Consider the following 17,019-nt stretch of genomic DNA (forward strand, 5'->3'; position numbering starts at 1 on the left):
CGCTAAAAAGGCTGGGCCTCTGCGCGGGTCAGGCGGCCTCGACCATCGGCTCGTAGCGCACGTCGGGCATGGCATCATCGAGCCAGGCAGGCTGCAGGTCGCCATTGTTCCATTGGTACAGGTAGCCCACAAGCGTGTCGGTCTTCTTGCAGAGGATGCGCATGATCGGTTCGGCCGTAAGCCGCGGAAAAGTGGTCACGATGTGCTCCTCTCAAACTGACCTCAGGACTTGTTAACAACGAGGCCGCAATATCGTTTTGAACGTCTTAGGGATGGGTTTCTGCAACTGCAAGATGAAGTGGGCGGCCTCGGCAAGAACCCACCGACAAAAGGACAAGTTGTCTTTATAGACAGGTTTCTGGCATATCCTTTTCTGCTTTCTGCGCTGCAGCGCGAACGGCGATCTCGTCCAGGAGTATGTCGATCTCTGCCCAGACGCGTGGCTCGATTTGACCGCGGACCAGGGCCCACTTGCTCAGCACATCGAGGGGGTCATGCGCGCGCAAGAGGGCAGTCAGCGCAGGGGCATCGACCGCCAGCGAGGTGCGTGCGCGCCATTCGGTGATCCGCGTCCGCTGCTCTTCCGACGGTGGGACGAACTCGGACCCGAGCTCCCAGTTCTTGACCGCGCGGCGCAGGGCGGCGCGGATCACATGGGCGGGATCGACGCCGCAATCGATCAGGGCTTCCTCCTGCCGTTCCAGCGCGTTCACCCGGATGTCGATCTTGCGCGTCTCCGGACTACGTCGCGGGCGGGATGGTGATGACATGACCGCAGGCTCAGCGGATCCGGTTGCCTCCTGTCTGGGTTGATGTGGGGGCGCAGGCTGCGTCCTTTGCGGCGAAGCAGCGTGATCGTCTAGGACTGCGGGCTGCACGCTACCAGGTTCTGGCATCACCTCCGCGAGCCGCACCTCTTCCCTTCCCGGGTCTTCTCCCACCTCTGGCCGCAGGGATGCGGCATAAGCCGGGTCGGGCCGCGTGATTGTCGGAATCTTCTTCCTCACCGCTCCACCCTCACGCCGCGAGGATGTTGTTGAGGATGTCAGTCGCCTCTTCGAGCGCCTCGACCACATGGCGCACATGGGGGCGCATGAGGGGGTTCGGATCGGCCTGCTTCTGCAGCGCCACAGCGTGCAGGAGGCCCTTTTCGTCCATCTCCTTGTAGACATTCCTGCGCATCATCACGGTCTCGACCACCGGGAACCGCGCGATTGCCGCCTCGATGAGGGCGGCATCGGCGCGCGTGGTTTTTGGGTCGACCATGTTCAGAACGACGTGGTGCCGCGGTAGGCTTTCGGGATCATCGACGCGGGCGCGGAGCTTTTCGAACCAGTCGGCGGTCTGTGCGCCGACATCGAGATCCGAGGTCGAGAGCATCACCGGTGTTACGATGTGATCCGCCAGAACGGCGATCCCGTCCGACCACTCGGCCCCGACGCCTGCTGTATCGATGAAGATGAAATCCGCCGAGTCCGCCGCATAGACCTGCTCGATCCGGCGATCCACGGCCCCCACGCTCTCGACAGTCGCAGAGCGCAGCAGGGGCGATCCCAACCCCGCGGCTTCAGCCCGCTTGTGCCAGGTGCCGAGCACACCTGTGCTGTCGGTATCGATCAGAAGGACGCGACGGCCGGCGGCAACAGCAGCACTGATCAAGGCGCGCGAGAGCGTGGTCTTGCCACTCCCCCCCTTCCGGGCCATCGCGGCGATCACCACGAGATTGTCGTTCGGCATGGGGCGGACCTCTCACAAGAATGGTTAAACGCGACAAAGATGTTTCTTTGTCGCTAACCTCTGTCTGCGACGGCGTCAAGCAGAAGACGGGATGCGGGGTCCCTCAGGCGAAATGCGGGGCGCATGGTGCGTCGCGCCGGGGGCGGAAGGCACGCTGCACGCGACACCTGGCGTCCTCCCGTCTGCTCGATGCGGTCCCCAGATGACGCGCGACAGGCGACATGGGCCATAGCGCGCGACGCAGGGAACGCGATGCATGTCGCATGGGACGAAATGCATTCCGCACCATGCGCGATGCAGGCGGCACATGTCATCGGGCACTCGCCAGAAGACGTGCTGCAGGGCGCGCAAAACGCCGTCCAAAGGACGCGATGCGCGGTGCAGGGAACGCGGGACGCGTTGCATTGAGCGCGTTGCGCGCTGCATTTGCCAAAGGACGTCAAATCGGCCTGGCTGGCCGATTTTCTACATTGAGTACAAGCCCTTGGTGCCTTCTCCGCTTGTGCTGGGAGAAGGCGGGCTTGTACGAAGTTGGCAAGAAATAGGAACGTATACTTCACATGGGCAGCAGTCGCAGACTGACCGATCAGGAGCGCCGTCAGATCGTCCGGGAACGGGCGAAAGGCGTCCCGGTCAGTGCGATCAGTGCTGCACTGAAGGTCTCCCCCAAGACCGTCTACAACGTGCTCGGCCGGGGTCGTTCCGCCGTCTCGGCCAACGACAGCCGCACCCGCGTGCTGACCATGCGGGTAACCGAGCGCGACCTTCGTGGCTTCGATGCGGCCCTCGCTCGGCGCGGAATCTCCCACCGGTCAGACGCCATGCGCTGCCTGATGCTGGCCGCCGACGATCTCCTGCGCCCGGATCACGGCATGACGGATGAACTGAAAGGGATGAGCGCGGCGCTGAACCGGGTCGGCAACAACGTGAACCAGGTCGCGCGCCGCCTGAACGAGGCAAAGCTTAAGGGCGAGCGCCTGCCCTATACCCCCGCCAGCCATGCCGAGATCCGCGACCTTGCGGTGCTCGTCTTCGACATGGCCGACCAGATCCAGGAGATGTTCCGCGCGCGGCGTCGCGAACTGGACCTCGAGGTCACCAAGGCGCTCGCCGGTCTGGCACGGCCGGAAGCGGAGCAGGTGGCCGAACATGGTGCGGAGTGAGGCGCGCGGCGTCGGGCCCGCCCTCTTCGACCGTGACTGGAGCCGGGTCTCAGGCAGTTGGCAGGGGCTGTCGAAGAAGGCGCAGATGGTCCGGGCTGCGCGCGGCTACTCGCCGGCCATCTTCAAGCCGATCTCGAAGGGAGGGTGCCACACCGGCGCGCAGCTTAAGGCCCAGCTGACCTACCTCACCACCAAGTCGAGCCACATCCTCGATAGCCGCGGCACGCATGATGGCAAGAAGACCCTGACCGAGGCCGAGATCGACCGGGTCGTGCGGCGCTTTGAAAATCAGTGGGGCGAGCGGCACAGCCCGAAGCTCGGGCATACCTCGCATCTCCTCATGGCCTTTCCCGTTGGCACCAGCGGCGAGGAGGTCCGCGCGATCACGGAATCCGTCTGCGAGAAGTTCTTTCAAGGTGAGGGGTCGCAATTCGACTATATTGCTGCAATACACCAAGATCGCGCGCATCCACATGCGCATATCGTTCTGAACCGCCGCAGCAAGGATGGCGAAATGTTCTTTCTCGGGAAGGATCACCACTTCAACTACGACGCCTTCCGGGTGGCGATGGTCGAGGCGGCGCAGCTCCACGGGATCCGGCTCGAGGCGACACGGCGTCTTGACCGGGGGGTCACGACCTACCGCGCCGAGATCGACGAGGTCTACAAAGCCCGTGACGAGGGCCGCCCGCCGGTCGAGCGCCAGCGCACAGGCGCTGATCTCGCCGCTGCCGTGGAGACGGTGGCGCGCAACGCGCTAACCTATCGGGGTCTGGCTGCCGAGGCGTCCCGGTCCAACTTCGGTGACGTGGCCGAGGCGCTTGAGCGGGCCAGCACCATCCTTGCCAGGGGCGGTCAGATCCAATCTGACGGAGCCATCTACATGTCCCAAGACGAAACAGCGTTCGACACGCTGATCACCGAGTTTTCTCAGAACATCCGTCAGATCGAGGCGGCAATCGACCGGGCGCCCGCGGCCGCGCGACCGGAGATCGAGCGCAAGCTCACAGATGTGCTGGCATCGGTCGCGCATCTCAATCCGCTCGGGGACCGCTCGACCACGCTCCTCGATGCACCATCCCGGGACGGCGTCTATGCGCGGGCCAACATGCGCGAGGACCAGCTGGGGCGGCTCGACGATGATTCGGTGAAGGCGCGTCTCAGCGAGGCGCTGCAGGGCACGGGCATCGATCCCGAGGCAGTTGCTGCCCGCGTGCGCGAGGGTGCAGGCAATGCCGCTCTCGAACGGCAGTGGCTGGCGCAGGATCTGCGCGCCATCGCGAAAGCGGGCGGCCTCGATCTGGAAAAGGGCGAGGACCGCGAGGAAGCGCTGGACCGGCTGGAAGACGTCCATGTCCGTTTGGGCGATGCTCTGACCGATGCGCGTATCCTGCGGGCAGTAGATGAGGTGGACGAGACCAAAGATGACCCGGTTACCCTGGCCGAGCGTGTGAAGCTGTCCGAGCGCGATCTGGTCGACGAGCGGCCAGATGTGTTTGCTCCGTCCGAGCGGCAGGACTTCCAGCAACTGGTCGCTCAGTTCCGCCGGACGGACTTCGACCACCCGTTCTCGGACGATCCGTCCGTGCGCAGGGCCGGTGCCGTTGAAGTGGAAGAGGCCCGCGCCGCTTTCAACGCCTATGCACAACGATCGCCCGATCATGCCGAACTGGCGTCGATGGCCTGGGACAAGATCACCGACAGCCGCAAGCCGCAGGAATTCGCCGTCGAGGAAAAGGACCGCAGGCTCCACGCGGGCGACATGGAACTGGCCTTGCGCCATCCTTCAGATGATCTGGGTCCGATTACCGAGGACGCGCGCAATCTGGCGCGCTACCGCGCGGAAATGCCGGATGACGAGTTCGGGGCGGCGGTGCAGGAAGAGATCAACCAGCTTCGCGCCATGGGGGCATCGCGCGCCTATATCAGCGAGCGGAGCTTCGAGATCGAGGACAAGGCCCGACAGGATTATGCCGAGCGGCGATTCATGGCGGAGACCGCCCCCGATGTCATGACGTTCCTGCGCAGGGCTGAGGCGGAGGAAGAGACGCCGCTCACGGACGCCGCCGGACAGCGCCTTGTAGCGCAAATCGACCGCAACCTCACGCTAAACGCCGTGACCGCCCTGCGTGCTGGCCATGCCGATGTGCTGGAAAAGTTCACCGAGCACCCGCTGCGGCAGCTGGAGCTTGCGAAGGCCTATCTGGAGAGCAGCGAGGTGACTGCCCACGGCCCCGCCATGGAGCGGGTGCTGGATGCCCTGGCAGAGGAGCAGATTGAGGCACAGCGCGCCCGCCATGCCGCAGCCCACGGCGAAAAAGGGATCACCCATGGATAAGGGCAAGATTGCGGGCGGCATCCTGAGCCTGACCCTGATCGGTCTCGCCATCGGCTATGTCGTGGCCACGGGTTATCTGATCCTGCGTTATGGGCTGTCGCCTGAGCGCATCGATTTCACCTTGCTCGCACGGGAATACCGCGCACTGGGGTCCAGCGCCCCACGCGACTTCGTCTGGGTGAACCTGATCCTTGCGGTGTTTGGTGTTGCGGCGTTCCTGCTCAGCATCACGCTCCTGGGCGAGGCGCTGACCCGCTTCGGCACGACGCATTGGCAGACCCGGGCCGAGATGAAGCGCAATGGCTTCTTCGCCAAACCGGGCGGCGGCTTCCTTCTCGGCAAGCTCGGCCCCCCGAAATCGAAGCGCCCCTTCCTTGTGTCCAAGACCTTCCCGCATGCGCTGATTGTGGCCCCCACCGGTCGGGGCAAGGGCGTGGGCTTCGTGATCCCGAACCTGCTGACCTACAAAGGCTCGGCCGTGGTTCTGGACGTGAAGGGCGAAAACTTCCGCGAGACCTCGCGTTTCCGCGCCAGCATGGGCGACAAGGTGTTCCGGTTCGCGCCGACCGATTGGGACCGCCCGACGCACCGCTACAATCCGCTGGCGCGCATTGCGGCGATGACCAACCCCGACCGGCAGCAGATGGAATTGAAGCTGACCGCCAAGCTCTTCCTGCAGACCGACAACGAAAAGCTGAGCGGTCTCCTGGCAGGCGGCATCGATCTCTTTGTGGCGGCCGGCCTTCTGGCTTTCGAGCGCGGCGTGCCGACCATCGGCGAGATTTACCGCATCACCGCCTCGGGTGGCGACAAGCAGAAGGAGTACCTCAAGCGCGCGCATGAGGTGAAGAACAGGTCGGCCAAGCTGATCTTCGAGCGCATGGCCTCGACCAACAACGACACCCTGACCTCCTACCTGTCGCTTTTGATGACCTCGGGTCTCGACACCTGGGACAACCGTGCCATCGACGCAGCCACTGCGACCTCGGACTTCTCCTTCCGGGACATACGGCGTCGCCCGCATGCGATCTATCTCGTTGTCGAGTCCGAGATGATCCGCCCGCTGGCCCCGCTGATCCGGCTGTTCTTCTCGGACCTGATCGCTTCGCTGCAGGCGCAGGAGCCCGGCGATGACGAGCCTTGGCCGGTGATGATCATGCTCGACGAGTTCGACCGGCTCGGGAAAATGCCGATCGTCGCCGAGAGCATCAAGACGCTGCGCTCCTTCGGCGGCAACCTCGCCATCGTCACCCAGACGATCCCCGCGCTGGACGAGATCTATGGTGAAAACACCCGCCGGTCGCTGCAGGGCGGCGCGGGCGTGAAACTCTACCTCACCCCATCCGAGCAGAAGACCATCGAGGAGCTGAGCCAGGCCGTGGGCAAGACCACCAAGCGCGTGGTGACGCGGTCCCGCGCCGTCGGACGAAACCCGTTCGAGGGTCGCAGTGTATCTGAGCGGACCGAAGACACGCCGCTCCTGACGGAAGACCAGGCCCGGCGTATGGACCTCGACAAAGTTATCCTCGTGATCGACGCGCAGATGCCGATCCGGGCAAGGCGGATCAAATACTTTGAGGACCCGGCGCTGAAGGTGCTGCATGCCGGGCAGGCGGGGAGTTTCCCGTACCCTGACGAGGACGGGCTGAGGCGGGACCGGCAGATGACCGAGACGCGGGAGACGGTAGAGAAGCTGAAGCTGGAACTGCAGGCGGTGCGGGCGGCTGCAGGGGCACAGGGGTCTGGGACTGCGTCCTCGTCGATGACCGTTGAGCTACCTGCAACGGAGACGCAGGATCCGCAGCCAGCGCCAATAGGTCGGGCGCGCGGCCGAGCAGCACGCGCTGCGGCGGGTGGCGGTGGGTCCGGTCAATTGTCGTTCGATCTGGCTGGACTGGGGCTCAAGGAGGCCGACAGGACCCAACTTGCGGCGGCTGTTCAGACCACCCGCGCGATCATCGCGGAGTATGCGTGATCATATAACAACCTCAAAATCAATTACTCCCGCAGAGTTCTCCTGAAATTGGCGAATGCCTTAACAACTTTGTCTGGGTTGGCCGCTTCTAGCCGCATATCGTCAGGCAGCCTGCCAGCGAGGGCGAAAAGGTAGTCCTCTGGGATATTCAGAATGCCGGAAAACTGGCGGATGAGGTGCCCCGAGCTGGGGCTGCGTCGATCGTGCTCGATATCGTTGAGGTACTGCGGGGAAATTGACCCGCCGCCCTCTTCCTTCATCACGCGCGCTGCGAGCTCCTTCTGGCTGAGACCGAGCCCTTTGCGGGCCTTCGAAATCGCCTGTCCAAAGGTCACACCGTCGGCGGACATGGCCGGTTCATAGCTTTCTCTCCCCGTCAATCCGCTTGTTCGCGGATTTGCGAGTTGTTACTCCTGTTCTTCAAGTGGATCAACAGTGAAGCGGGTCCGCGGGCATGACATAAAGAAAGGTCTATTGTGGGCTGTAGAACTGCGGATTTCTTGCTCAGCAGACGTCGCCAAGCAGCAGGGGCACCTCCGTTCATCGGGCTCATGCCGCTCGAAAAGACAGCACGCGAACGAGCCATTCAGCGCACACGACAGTTCCTGGGCGGTCGGCCCGAAAGGCTGAAAGTTTTGTTCCGCGATTTTCCAAGCCTCGCGGCATGGCTTGTCACCCATTCTCTAAGCGAGGGATATGGAGATGCTGGCCATGCGGTATACCCACACATCGCCGACGTTCTCCAAGTTCCGATGGATTACCAGCCGCATCGCAAGGAGTTGTTCCGCTCATTCTGTGCGGTTTGCGACCGGTTCGGGTTGCCAACTCGAGGTTTCGACCGCGATGTCGATGTGTACCTTCTTCATGCCGGCGTAAGCCAAGCGCAGCTTCCGCACCTGATCGACGCGTTTCTGCGGCAGGAAGCAGCCTTTGGACCGCCCCCTGTGGAAACTACCGTGCTGCTCAACCGATGGGAAGATGATGCACTGTATTTTCTTCCTCCAGCGGTCAACGTGCTTCGCCGTGCGATTCTTTGGGACGAGACTGCTTGGCATGCCGCCCTGTTTGCACGGATACGCCAAGACCCAGAGGCCTTCGTTCCTGCAAACGAGTTCGAGAGGTCTTTCAAGGAAGTCTTTGACCAGAGGCTGAAAGAAACGCGGCCAACATCGAGCCGAGGAGGAAGCGAGGCAATGGCACCGCGGCCGCGGCTCCATTGGCAATCTGGTGGGCTTGTGTTGAGACTGCCTCGAAGCGAGGGGCGAATTCGCCTCTGGCTCGATGGCGCGCAACGACCGCTCCGTTTGCGCGGTGGTGAGGACTGGACACTACCTCAGCCCTGGCCCCGCGAGCTCCGTTGGGAAATCTCTGGCCAGACCGGGCAACTCGAGCTCCTCACTCAAGGGGGATGTGCCGCGTTCGACAGGATCACCGGTCACTATCTGCGCGAGATCCCACGGGGTTCGGTCGATATCGAACTGGACTCAACGGACATCGTTCTCCTGGCGCGGGCGCCATTCTCGATAGCCGGCGAACCCGCTCTTGAACCGGAAGCCGATAGTTTCGTCGGCTTCGCAGTACTTGGGCCGCGCCCCTTAGTGCTCGACCTTGACGGCCTGCAAACGGGCCTCAAGGCCCGTCCGAGAAGACGCCTTTCCTTGGCAGGAGACGAAATCGCAAGTGGTCCACGGGGCGCACTTCATGGGTGTTCTGCACGCCTTCGGATCGAAACTGGCTTGGGACGCTCCGAGACACGCGCGGTACGGGTCACACTCGGTGTGCAGTCACGCCTCGTCGAGGTATCGATTTCAGATGACGGTTTTGGTGATGTCGGGATGGAAGAGGTGCTCGCTGGCTTTGCGGAGGCTGAGGCAGCAGACCCGGTGCGCCTCCGGATGGAACTGATGGCGCCAAGCGCCGATGGTGCCGCCTCTCATGCGTCCGGGATCGCGCTTGCCGCATGGGTGTGGCCTGGCTTCAGCGGCTCAGACGGCATCGTGTTCCACAGCGAACGCCAAGTCCGCAACCTAGTCCAGGATGAATGCCTCCACGTCGGTCGTGACGACCAGGGGCGTCTATGCCTTGAGCCCGGCGGCGGATATAGCGTCGCACGGGTCGTGTTCGAGATCGAAGGCGTACATGTTCCTTTCGATCTGCCTTGGCCCGATGTCACCGTATCAAGGCGCCGTGCTGAGGGAAGTGTCGCCCCGCTTCCGCTTGGCACGCGGCTCTCGGTTGGTGAAGACGACCGCTTCGATACGATCAGCATCCGATGCCCTGACCAGAAGGCACAGCTGATCATTCGTGGAAGACGCGAAGAACGGCCATTCTATGGGGGGCTGACACGCAGTCTTGCTGTGCGGGATCTTCTGGCTCCCGCCTCCGATGAACGTGTGTTGCTTCAGCGCGGAAACGGATCGGAAGTCCTGCTATTCGAACTGGTCGCGGCACTGGCGCCGCAGGCAATCAACCTCCTGCCCGCTCGCAACGCGATCCGACTGCAGCTGAAATTCGGAGAGCCGGTCGATGCAGTGGCTGTCGAGGTCGAGAACGAAACGGGCGCAGTCGTTTTCGCCGAAGCCGCCCTACGGCATCGGCCGGTGGCAACCCGTCGGCCAGACTGGTTCCATGCCGAGGTGAGCAACAACGACGCAAACGGCCTCGAACTGACCCTCGATACCGATTGGCTTGATGACGGTCCCTGTCTGGCACGGCTCTTGATCCGACCCGAAGGACGCGATGGTTGGCGACCGCTGCGCAATTCGCGAGGCGACAGTTTCGCCGTCGCCATTGCCAACCCGGCGGCAGAAGGATTCGTGCAGGACGGAGAGCTTCAGCGTCGGTTCGAGGCTCTCAGCCGCTGGTTGTCGGATTGCTACGCAGCAGAGTGCTGGCCAACGCTGGAGCGCACATTGGTGCCACGCTGGCAGGAGCTCGGCTGTCGGCTGCGAGAACTTCATGGTGGCGATGGAACCGTTATGCGAGCGGCCTGCTTGCCGCCTCCCGACCATGCGGCACCCGGTTGGGTGCCGATCCTCCACCCTCTGCAGTTCGCTCCGGATCTATATGCTGCAGCGCCGCAGGCATTCGCCGCTCTGGCGGCGTCCGTTGATCCGGGTGTCGCCGAGATGGCCGCGCTCGCCACGCTCAATACAGCGCGCCTACGCGAGCTGTCTCATCTCCATCCCACAGTCTACCTGGCCTTCCGAAACCTGCAGGCGGCGCGCGACAAGGGCGCGAGACTGGAGGGATTCGATCCAGCACGCTTCTTCAGAAATCTGCCATTGGTCGATGGTGACCCGTCGGCAGGATGGTTCTGGCGCGGTACGCCTTTGCTCGGGCCCGATCATTGGCGCGCTGCACATCTCCGGCTGGTCGAGCGGCTCGACGCAGCCGGCCTCTTCCTCGATGACACGGCCGAAGAGGGACCGAACAGCCGCCGCCAAGGATCCCTGCAACGGTTGATGCATGCAGCCTGGACCTTGGCACCCGAAAAGCTTCGTCCACCTGTGCCGCGCCGCAGTCAGGAATCCGAGGAACCGGCTCAGGTCGATCTATGGGGCTCTGCGCTGCTTTCTGGCTTTGCACAGGCAAGCCGCATGAATGAGGTGGCTCAGTATGTTGATACCGTCTCCACTCGGGCTGGCATGCCGCCAGCACAAGCTCTCACCAGCATTGCGTTCATGTTGCGCCTCGCCCCTGAGCTTTTCGCCTTCCACTTATTGCTCTGGCAAATCGCCAAGGAACGTCCATGACCGAACTCGACCCAATCCGTTTCAAGGACAACCTCGGTGCGACGCTGGCGCGGTACATCACAACTGCCGCTGCAGTGTCAGCAGCGCGGGCGCCCCGTCTGTCACGCGCCGTGGCAGACGCATGCGCACGCGCGGCATTGGTGCGCGGCCCATTCGTCGAGAGCCTGCCAGACTTCGAGAAGGGCGGCAGTATTGAAGAACTGGTGGGCAATGGGGCACTGCACGGTGCTTGGTCGGCACTCTCCGAAAGCGAAGAGGGGCAATCCCTCTGGCGTCGGCGGCTTCACCTACACCAGTCCGCAGCAATAGGTCGCGACGAGAATTACCTGGTCGCAACGGGCACCGGCTCGGGCAAGACAGAGTCTTTTCTCTTCCCATTGATCGACGATCTCCTGCGTCAGGGAGAGTTGGAGCGGCCCGGTGTTCGCGCAATTCTGGTCTATCCTCTCAACGCCCTCGCAAACGACCAGATGCATCGTATCGCCCGACTACTGTTTCGGGATCTTGGAGACCCCGGAATCACGCTCGGGCGCTTTACCGGACAGGTGCGCTCTGATTCCACGAGATCCGACGAAGAAGGACGGCTGACCGCCACGCCCACCTTTCAGGCCGATTTCCCCGATGCGCGCCACGCTCCACGCAACTGGCTTCTCGCCAGGGGTGAGATGCTTCAGACCCCGCCGCACATCCTCGTCACCAACTACGCCATGCTCGAGCACATCCTGCTCTTGCCGCGTAACCGAGCATTGCTTGCCGGGGCGGACGTCCGTTGGCTCGTCCTTGACGAGGTCCATACCTATACGGGGGCTCAAGCCATCGAAGTCGCCTTCCTCCTGCGAAAGCTGAAGGCGCGGCTCGGCATACCCCAAGGGCAGATCCGTTGTGTCGGGACATCCGCAAGCCTCGATCCAGCGAAGCGCGAAGAACTCGCACGCTTCGCAGAAGACCTTTTCGGGGAACCGTTCCCAAGCGGAGACGGCGCGGTCATCACCGCCGAACGACGACTGCATCCAGCCCTCACCGACGGCGTGGAACCACAAGAACTCTCCGCGGCCGATTGGGTTAGGGCGGGGCAACTACTCTCGGAGCTACGAGAGCAAGGGTGCCTCGCAGCTGAAAATGTCGACTATTTGACCGAGGACTGGAACGAGGCGATGCAGGAAGCTGGCCTCGATGCGCTACTCCTCGACCCTGCGCAACCGTTCGGCGAAGCGCTTATTGCGCGGCTAGCCGAGATCAAACAGGTTCGCGACGTAGCCAGTGCGCTCAAGGAGCGAGCTTTGCCATTCGCCGATCTCGCGGCGCGGGTTTTTGCGTCAGAGTCCGGAGAGACGGCGCGGACAGCTCTTGCGGCTCTGATCTCATTGGGTGTTCTGGCTCGACCTTCCGTCCCAGGCGCGTTTCCACTTCTCCCGGCACGCTTTCATCTCGCCGCCTCAGGCGTGGAGGGTGTCGCGCTGAAGCTTTCCGCAAGCGTCGTCGAGAATTGGGCGGACTTCAGGCTTTCCCGCAATGGCACGCACATCGACGGTGCCCCGGCCTATCCCCTTCTCGTCTGCCGCAACTGCGGCGAGCCCTACGTCGAGGGCTGGGACGATGGAACAATGCTTCACCCGCGTCCCGAGATCAGTCCCGGAGCGAGGCGCCGGGTCTTGAGGTTGATCAGGGCGGGAGAAGCCGCGACAGAGATAGATCCTGACGAACTGGACGAGGAACCCGAGGAGGAACCTCCTTTCGAATTCTTCGCCGACACTGGCGAGTTGGCCGACGGCCCTGAGGAGGGCGTCCTCTCCCTTGCCGAAGCACCGATGCGCGACGATGCCGAGGAACGGCGCAGCTACGTCCGGAAATGCCTCTCTTGTGGAGCGACCGGCGGACGCTTCGCTGAGCCTGTTACTCCGATCCATCCCGGTGACGATGCGCTCGCGTCGGTAACGGCGCAGGCGCTGCTTGAGGCCCTGCCAACGCCGCAGGGGCGGTCATCGGAAGCACCGATGCAAGGGCGGAACCTGCTTGTCTTTGCGGACAACCGGCAGGACGCGGCGTTCTTCGCCCCTTTCTTCGAGCGTACGGCTCGCGATCAAGCGCTTCGTGCAGCCATGGTCCAGGCGCTGCGCCGAGAGACCAACGAAGCTTTGGATCTTATGGGGCTGCGCGATGGTGTCTGGACGCAGCTCAGGCGATCCGGCTTCAAGCTATATGATCGCCGCAATCCAGAACCTCTGAGCAGCAGCGCCGCGAAAGACCGCCTGATGGCCCTGATCGCAGCTGAACTCTGTGGTGGGCCTTTGCGGCTATCACTCGAATCCCTCGGCCTAATTACCGTGCAATATGAGGGAGATGCGAGGATTGCTCAGCGACTCACCGAAAGGGTTCCGCCTGAGTATCGGGGCATGGTGCCGGCCCTGGTTCGCTTTCTGCTCGACCTCATTCGGCAATCGCGAGCGATCAACACGCTTGAGAACATTGACCTAACAGATGAGTCCATTTGGGGAGAGGGGTTGGCGAGCGCGGACATTTCGTGGTCGTTGTCGCGGACGCACCAGAGCCGCCGATTGCGAACGTTGCTCTCAGAACCGGGACGCTCCAATCGGCCTCTGTGGGTGCTGATCGACAGGCTTGGAATCCCAGACGACCAAGCGCGAGACATGCTCTCGGCTTTCTGGGAGGAGGCGACGCGGCCCCGCCACCGTCTCCTGCTGCCCGGCGGACACGGTCATGTGCTGAACTTGGCGGCCATGCGTTTCGCAGCGACCCCGGAAGGAGAGTTGCGCCGCTGTGAAAGTTGCGGTGCGTCCAGCCAGATCGATCTCGGGGGTGTGTGTACCGCCTGGCGCTGTACTGGACGCACAGTTCCTGTTTCAGCCGAAGAACGGGACGAGATGCGCAGACGCAACCATTACCTCGTTCGATATGAAGGGCAGCCGCTGAGCGGGATCGCTCGGGAGCACACCGCCGCCATATCGACGACGGAACGATCCGAGATCGAGCAGCGGTTCCGGCAGGGTGAGATCAACTTGCTCAGCTGCACCACCACAATGGAAATGGGTGTCGATCTGGGCGAGCTGGAAGCGGTTTTCTGCCGGAACGTCCCGCCAGGCATTGCGAACTATCAGCAGCGCGCCGGTCGCGCTGGCCGCCGCGCGCAGGCCGCGCCTGTTGCATTGATGATGGCGAGGTCCGGCAGATACGACCAAGCACAATTCAACGATCTGCGTGGCTATCTCGAGGCGCTCCCCCCCGCCCCATATCTGACATTAGATAACCCAAGCTTCTTCCGACGGCACCAGGTCTCATGCCTTTTGGCAGGTTGGCTGGATCGTCGCCTGGCAGGCCACGAGCGCACGGGAGCTCCGCGTCTGCGTGATGTGCTGGGCGAGCGCTTGGAAGAGGCTGCTGAGACAACTCTTCTGGCAGACCTTTCAGCATGGCTCGCTTCGGAGGCCGGTGTTGCCGCACGCACGGTTGCTGAGGGCATGGCGTCCACTCTTCCGGCAAGACTTGATCATGTAGGCCTTGTCGCGGGCGAACTGACTGAGCACTCGCGCGCAGAGATAACGCGCTGGATCCGGGCTACTTGCGCTCGCTGGCGCGAGCTCAATGACGCCTACGAAACGGCACGTGCCGCGCTCGATGATCCGGATGCGAACGAGCAGGCCCGCTCCCGCGCTGCCGGTCGCATGAATGGTCGTTTGGGCGACATGCGTCGGTATCTTGATCGATTCCTGGTTGAGGCCCTGTCGCGTGCTGCAGTCATACCGACTTACAGCTTCCCGGTTCACTCGATTCACCTAGAGATTGTCACGGAACGAGGCGCTCGCACCGCTTCGGATGATCGAGCTTTGCAGCTCGATCGAGACGCAGCAATGGCGATCGCTGAGTATGCGCCGGGGGCCGAAGTCGTGGCCGGTGGCCGAATTTGGACGTCCGCGGGCATCGCACGGAGAGCCACAGTAGGCACCGGCGATGCTTGGATGGAACGTGGTTTCCATCGCGTTTGTCCGACGTGCCAGCATGCAGAAACACATCACGAGCGGGATGATTTTGGGGAGAATTGCCCTCAGTGCGGTGCACGGGCCAGTGGCCCGCGCCGTGCCTTCGTTGAACCCGTCGGGTTCCTGACATCATATGCCGACCGGCAGGGTAGAGACCCCGGCGCGACACGCTTAAGAGTTCGACCCGTCGACGAAGCGCGCCTCCTAACGCGAGCCCGCCCTGAAGACTTCCAGGTTTCAGACCTAGCACGCGTCACGCATTTCTTCGCGCCGGCTATCGCACCAGAGGGGAGTCAGCCTGGACGGATGCTCGTCTTGAACCGCGGGCCGCTGGGGGCGGGCTATCTTTGGTGCCCGTCCTGCGAGCACGCGAGACCAGCGCCCCAAGAGGCGCTTGGCGGGGCCGAGATCCGGGCAGTGCATGAGAACCCTCGGACCGGAGATCGGTGCCGGGTTGAATCCCTCCGCTGGCCCGTGGACCTCGCACATGTGTTCGAGACAGATCTTCGGGGGATCCGCATCGATCAGCCGGTCCCAGACTTTTCTGATCGCCCCACGGAGACTGAACGGCGGGCGGCCCGGGATGGCTTCCTTAGAACGCTGGCAGAGGCACTGAGACTTGCGGCAGCGGACATTCTTGAAACCGACCCAAGAGACCTCCGCGCGACCGTTGAGCTTCTCGGTGCGGCCCCGCTGGTTATCCTATCGGACTCAGTCCCAGGCGGTGCCGGCTACTGCCGTCGATTGCTCGACGATTCTCGCTTCTCGGCCCGCGTGCTACTGGGTCGAGCGATCGCGGTTCTTGATTGCCCTCGTGGCGCAGCCTGCGAGACGAGCTGCTCGCGGTGCCTGAATGACTACTCCAACCAGGTCTATTGGGATCAGTTCGATCGTCATCCTGTGTTTGGCTGGTTGCGCGGCCTGCTTGCAGAGTCGACACCGCGGCCTGCTCATGCCCCCGACGCTGCGGTCCCGGTAGCGCAGACTGCCGCGGCGACGCTGCGGGTGCGTCTCGAGGGAGCGGGGCTGGTGGCTGTTTCCTCGCCAGATCTCTGGGGGGCCGAAGATCGGTCCGAGGCCCTTGCAAGCGCGCGGGCATTGCGAAACTGGCTTGATGAAGCCTCGAACAGGCATGCCCTATATCTACTTCCACCGGGTGCGGTCGATGCAGGTACCCCGACAGGCCTCGATCGTGAGATTGCCTATGCTTTGGCGCCATACGAACGATCCGGCCAGCTTCGCTTTGGCACGCTCGACGGGTCGGCCGTTGCGAATGCGGCTCGCCTGTCTGTCTTGAAGGGTGTCGGGGCAGAGGCCTCTGTGGATGCGTTCTACGCATCGCAGGACGCGGCGGCGGCTCTTGCCGGGCCACTGGAGGGGGTCAGCCACCTTTTTTCATGCTCAGCTGGCGACAGCTGGCTTGCGTCGGTGCAGGACAGCATCCGAACGCTGCCGGGTCCGTTGGCTGGGCTCACAGAACGCTTGCGCGTCTTCCGCTTCCGACCGGGCACCGCCCGAGCGCTCACACCGCTCTTTCAAGGCGTAGCAGGGCGCCGTGTCGCGCTCGAAATCGAGGATCCCTGGTGCGGCGTTCGCCCACATAACCGACGTCGCCTTGCGAGCTTTGTCGCTGCCGCTGGGTCAGCGGGCGTCGACATCGAGCGACTTGCAGTCGTGTGGAATCCCGATCATGGCGAGCCGGATACGCCGCAATCGCAGTCGAGCGCGTTGCGCGCTGAGCTGCGATCTGCCGGCATCACGGTTACACCCGAACTCCATCACCGCTCTGCACGCAATCGCCATTTCCATGATCGCGTTGTGACGATTCAGACCGTTGATGACGGGCCGAGGGTCAATCTGAGATGGGACGTGACCGCGGGAATCGACAATCTGATGGCACACTCGAAGGAGTGCAGCGTTTTTATCGAGCAACGTTAGGGCGACGCATCGCTATGCTTAGGCATCCTTTGCGTAAAGTTAGCGAGAAAAGGCATGCAGGACATCGCCCATTACTTCCAATCCCGGAACTTCTAAGTTTTGCTCCCGTGGCATTACA

General features: G+C 63.0%; 9 protein-coding genes. 5 read left to right on the forward strand and 4 right to left on the reverse strand.

Features of this window, described 5'->3' with window-relative positions; genetic code table 11:
* Positions 1-28 precede the first annotated feature (28 nt).
* The 3 genes from AB6A66_RS14155 to AB6A66_RS14165 form a co-directional block, all read right to left on the reverse strand.
* Positions 29-199, reverse strand: coding sequence for a hypothetical protein (locus AB6A66_RS14155; protein ID WP_284166037.1), 171 nt, complete (start codon positions 197-199; stop codon positions 29-31).
* Positions 200-344: 145 nt separating this feature from the next.
* Positions 345-713 (reverse strand): hypothetical protein, encoded by a 369-nt coding sequence (locus AB6A66_RS14160; RefSeq protein WP_371056396.1) that lies wholly within the window; start codon positions 711-713, stop codon positions 345-347.
* 304 nt (positions 714-1,017) lie between these two features.
* The gene (locus AB6A66_RS14165; protein ID WP_371056397.1) at positions 1,018-1,719 is read right to left on the reverse strand and encodes a ParA family protein; all 702 of its coding nucleotides are present in this window, start codon (positions 1,717-1,719) and stop codon (positions 1,018-1,020) included.
* Positions 1,720-2,297: 578 nt separating this feature from the next.
* On the opposite strand from AB6A66_RS14165, the gene AB6A66_RS14170 reads away from it, so the two are divergent.
* Genes AB6A66_RS14170 through AB6A66_RS14180 form a run of 3 tightly spaced genes read left to right on the forward strand, consistent with a single transcriptional unit; the run spans position 2,298 to position 7,213 of the window.
* Positions 2,298-2,900, forward strand: coding sequence for a helix-turn-helix domain-containing protein (locus tag AB6A66_RS14170; protein WP_371056398.1), 603 nt, complete (start codon positions 2,298-2,300; stop codon positions 2,898-2,900).
* Positions 2,887-5,238: a relaxase/mobilization nuclease domain-containing protein gene (locus tag AB6A66_RS14175; protein ID WP_371056399.1), complete on the forward strand. Its 2,352-nt coding sequence runs from the start codon at positions 2,887-2,889 to the stop codon at positions 5,236-5,238. The genes AB6A66_RS14170 and AB6A66_RS14175 overlap by 14 nt, the downstream gene beginning before the upstream one ends.
* Positions 5,231-7,213: a type IV secretory system conjugative DNA transfer family protein gene (locus AB6A66_RS14180; RefSeq protein ID WP_371056400.1), complete on the forward strand. Its 1,983-nt coding sequence runs from the start codon at positions 5,231-5,233 to the stop codon at positions 7,211-7,213. Before AB6A66_RS14175 ends, AB6A66_RS14180 begins: the two co-directional genes overlap by 8 nt.
* Before the next feature lie 23 nt (positions 7,214-7,236).
* On the opposite strand, the gene AB6A66_RS14185 is transcribed toward AB6A66_RS14180, so the two are convergent.
* Positions 7,237-7,563 (reverse strand): helix-turn-helix domain-containing protein, encoded by a 327-nt coding sequence (locus AB6A66_RS14185; RefSeq protein WP_371056401.1) that lies wholly within the window; start codon positions 7,561-7,563, stop codon positions 7,237-7,239.
* Between the two features lie 402 nt (positions 7,564-7,965).
* Here AB6A66_RS14185 and AB6A66_RS14190 point away from each other — a divergent pair, with 402 nt between their 5' ends.
* Complete coding sequence (locus AB6A66_RS14190) at positions 7,966-10,968, forward strand: hypothetical protein (RefSeq protein WP_371056402.1); 3,003 nt, start codon at positions 7,966-7,968, stop codon at positions 10,966-10,968.
* On the forward strand, positions 10,965-16,901 hold the full coding sequence (locus AB6A66_RS14195) for a DEAD/DEAH box helicase (RefSeq protein ID WP_371056403.1): 5,937 nt from the start codon (positions 10,965-10,967) through the stop codon (positions 16,899-16,901). Before AB6A66_RS14190 ends, AB6A66_RS14195 begins: the two co-directional genes overlap by 4 nt.
* The last annotated feature ends 118 nt before the right edge of the window (positions 16,902-17,019 follow it).

The sequence above is a fragment of the Rhodosalinus sp. K401 genome (assembly GCF_041365735.1).
Classification (GTDB): Bacteria; Pseudomonadota; Alphaproteobacteria; order Rhodobacterales; family Rhodobacteraceae; genus Rhodosalinus.

Coding starts and splice junctions, on each gene's coding strand:
- AB6A66_RS14170 (WP_371056398.1), top strand. CDS start 2,298: ATGGGCAGCAGTCGCAGACTGACCGATCAGGAGCGCCGTCAGATCGTC.
- AB6A66_RS14175 (WP_371056399.1), top strand. CDS start 2,887: ATGGTGCGGAGTGAGGCGCGCGGCGTCGGGCCCGCCCTCTTCGACCGT.
- AB6A66_RS14180 (WP_371056400.1), top strand. CDS start 5,231: ATGGATAAGGGCAAGATTGCGGGCGGCATCCTGAGCCTGACCCTGATC.
- AB6A66_RS14185 (WP_371056401.1), bottom strand. CDS start 7,563: ATGTCCGCCGACGGTGTGACCTTTGGACAGGCGATTTCGAAGGCCCGC.
- AB6A66_RS14190 (WP_371056402.1), top strand. CDS start 7,966: ATGGATTACCAGCCGCATCGCAAGGAGTTGTTCCGCTCATTCTGTGCG.
- AB6A66_RS14195 (WP_371056403.1), top strand. CDS start 10,965: ATGACCGAACTCGACCCAATCCGTTTCAAGGACAACCTCGGTGCGACG.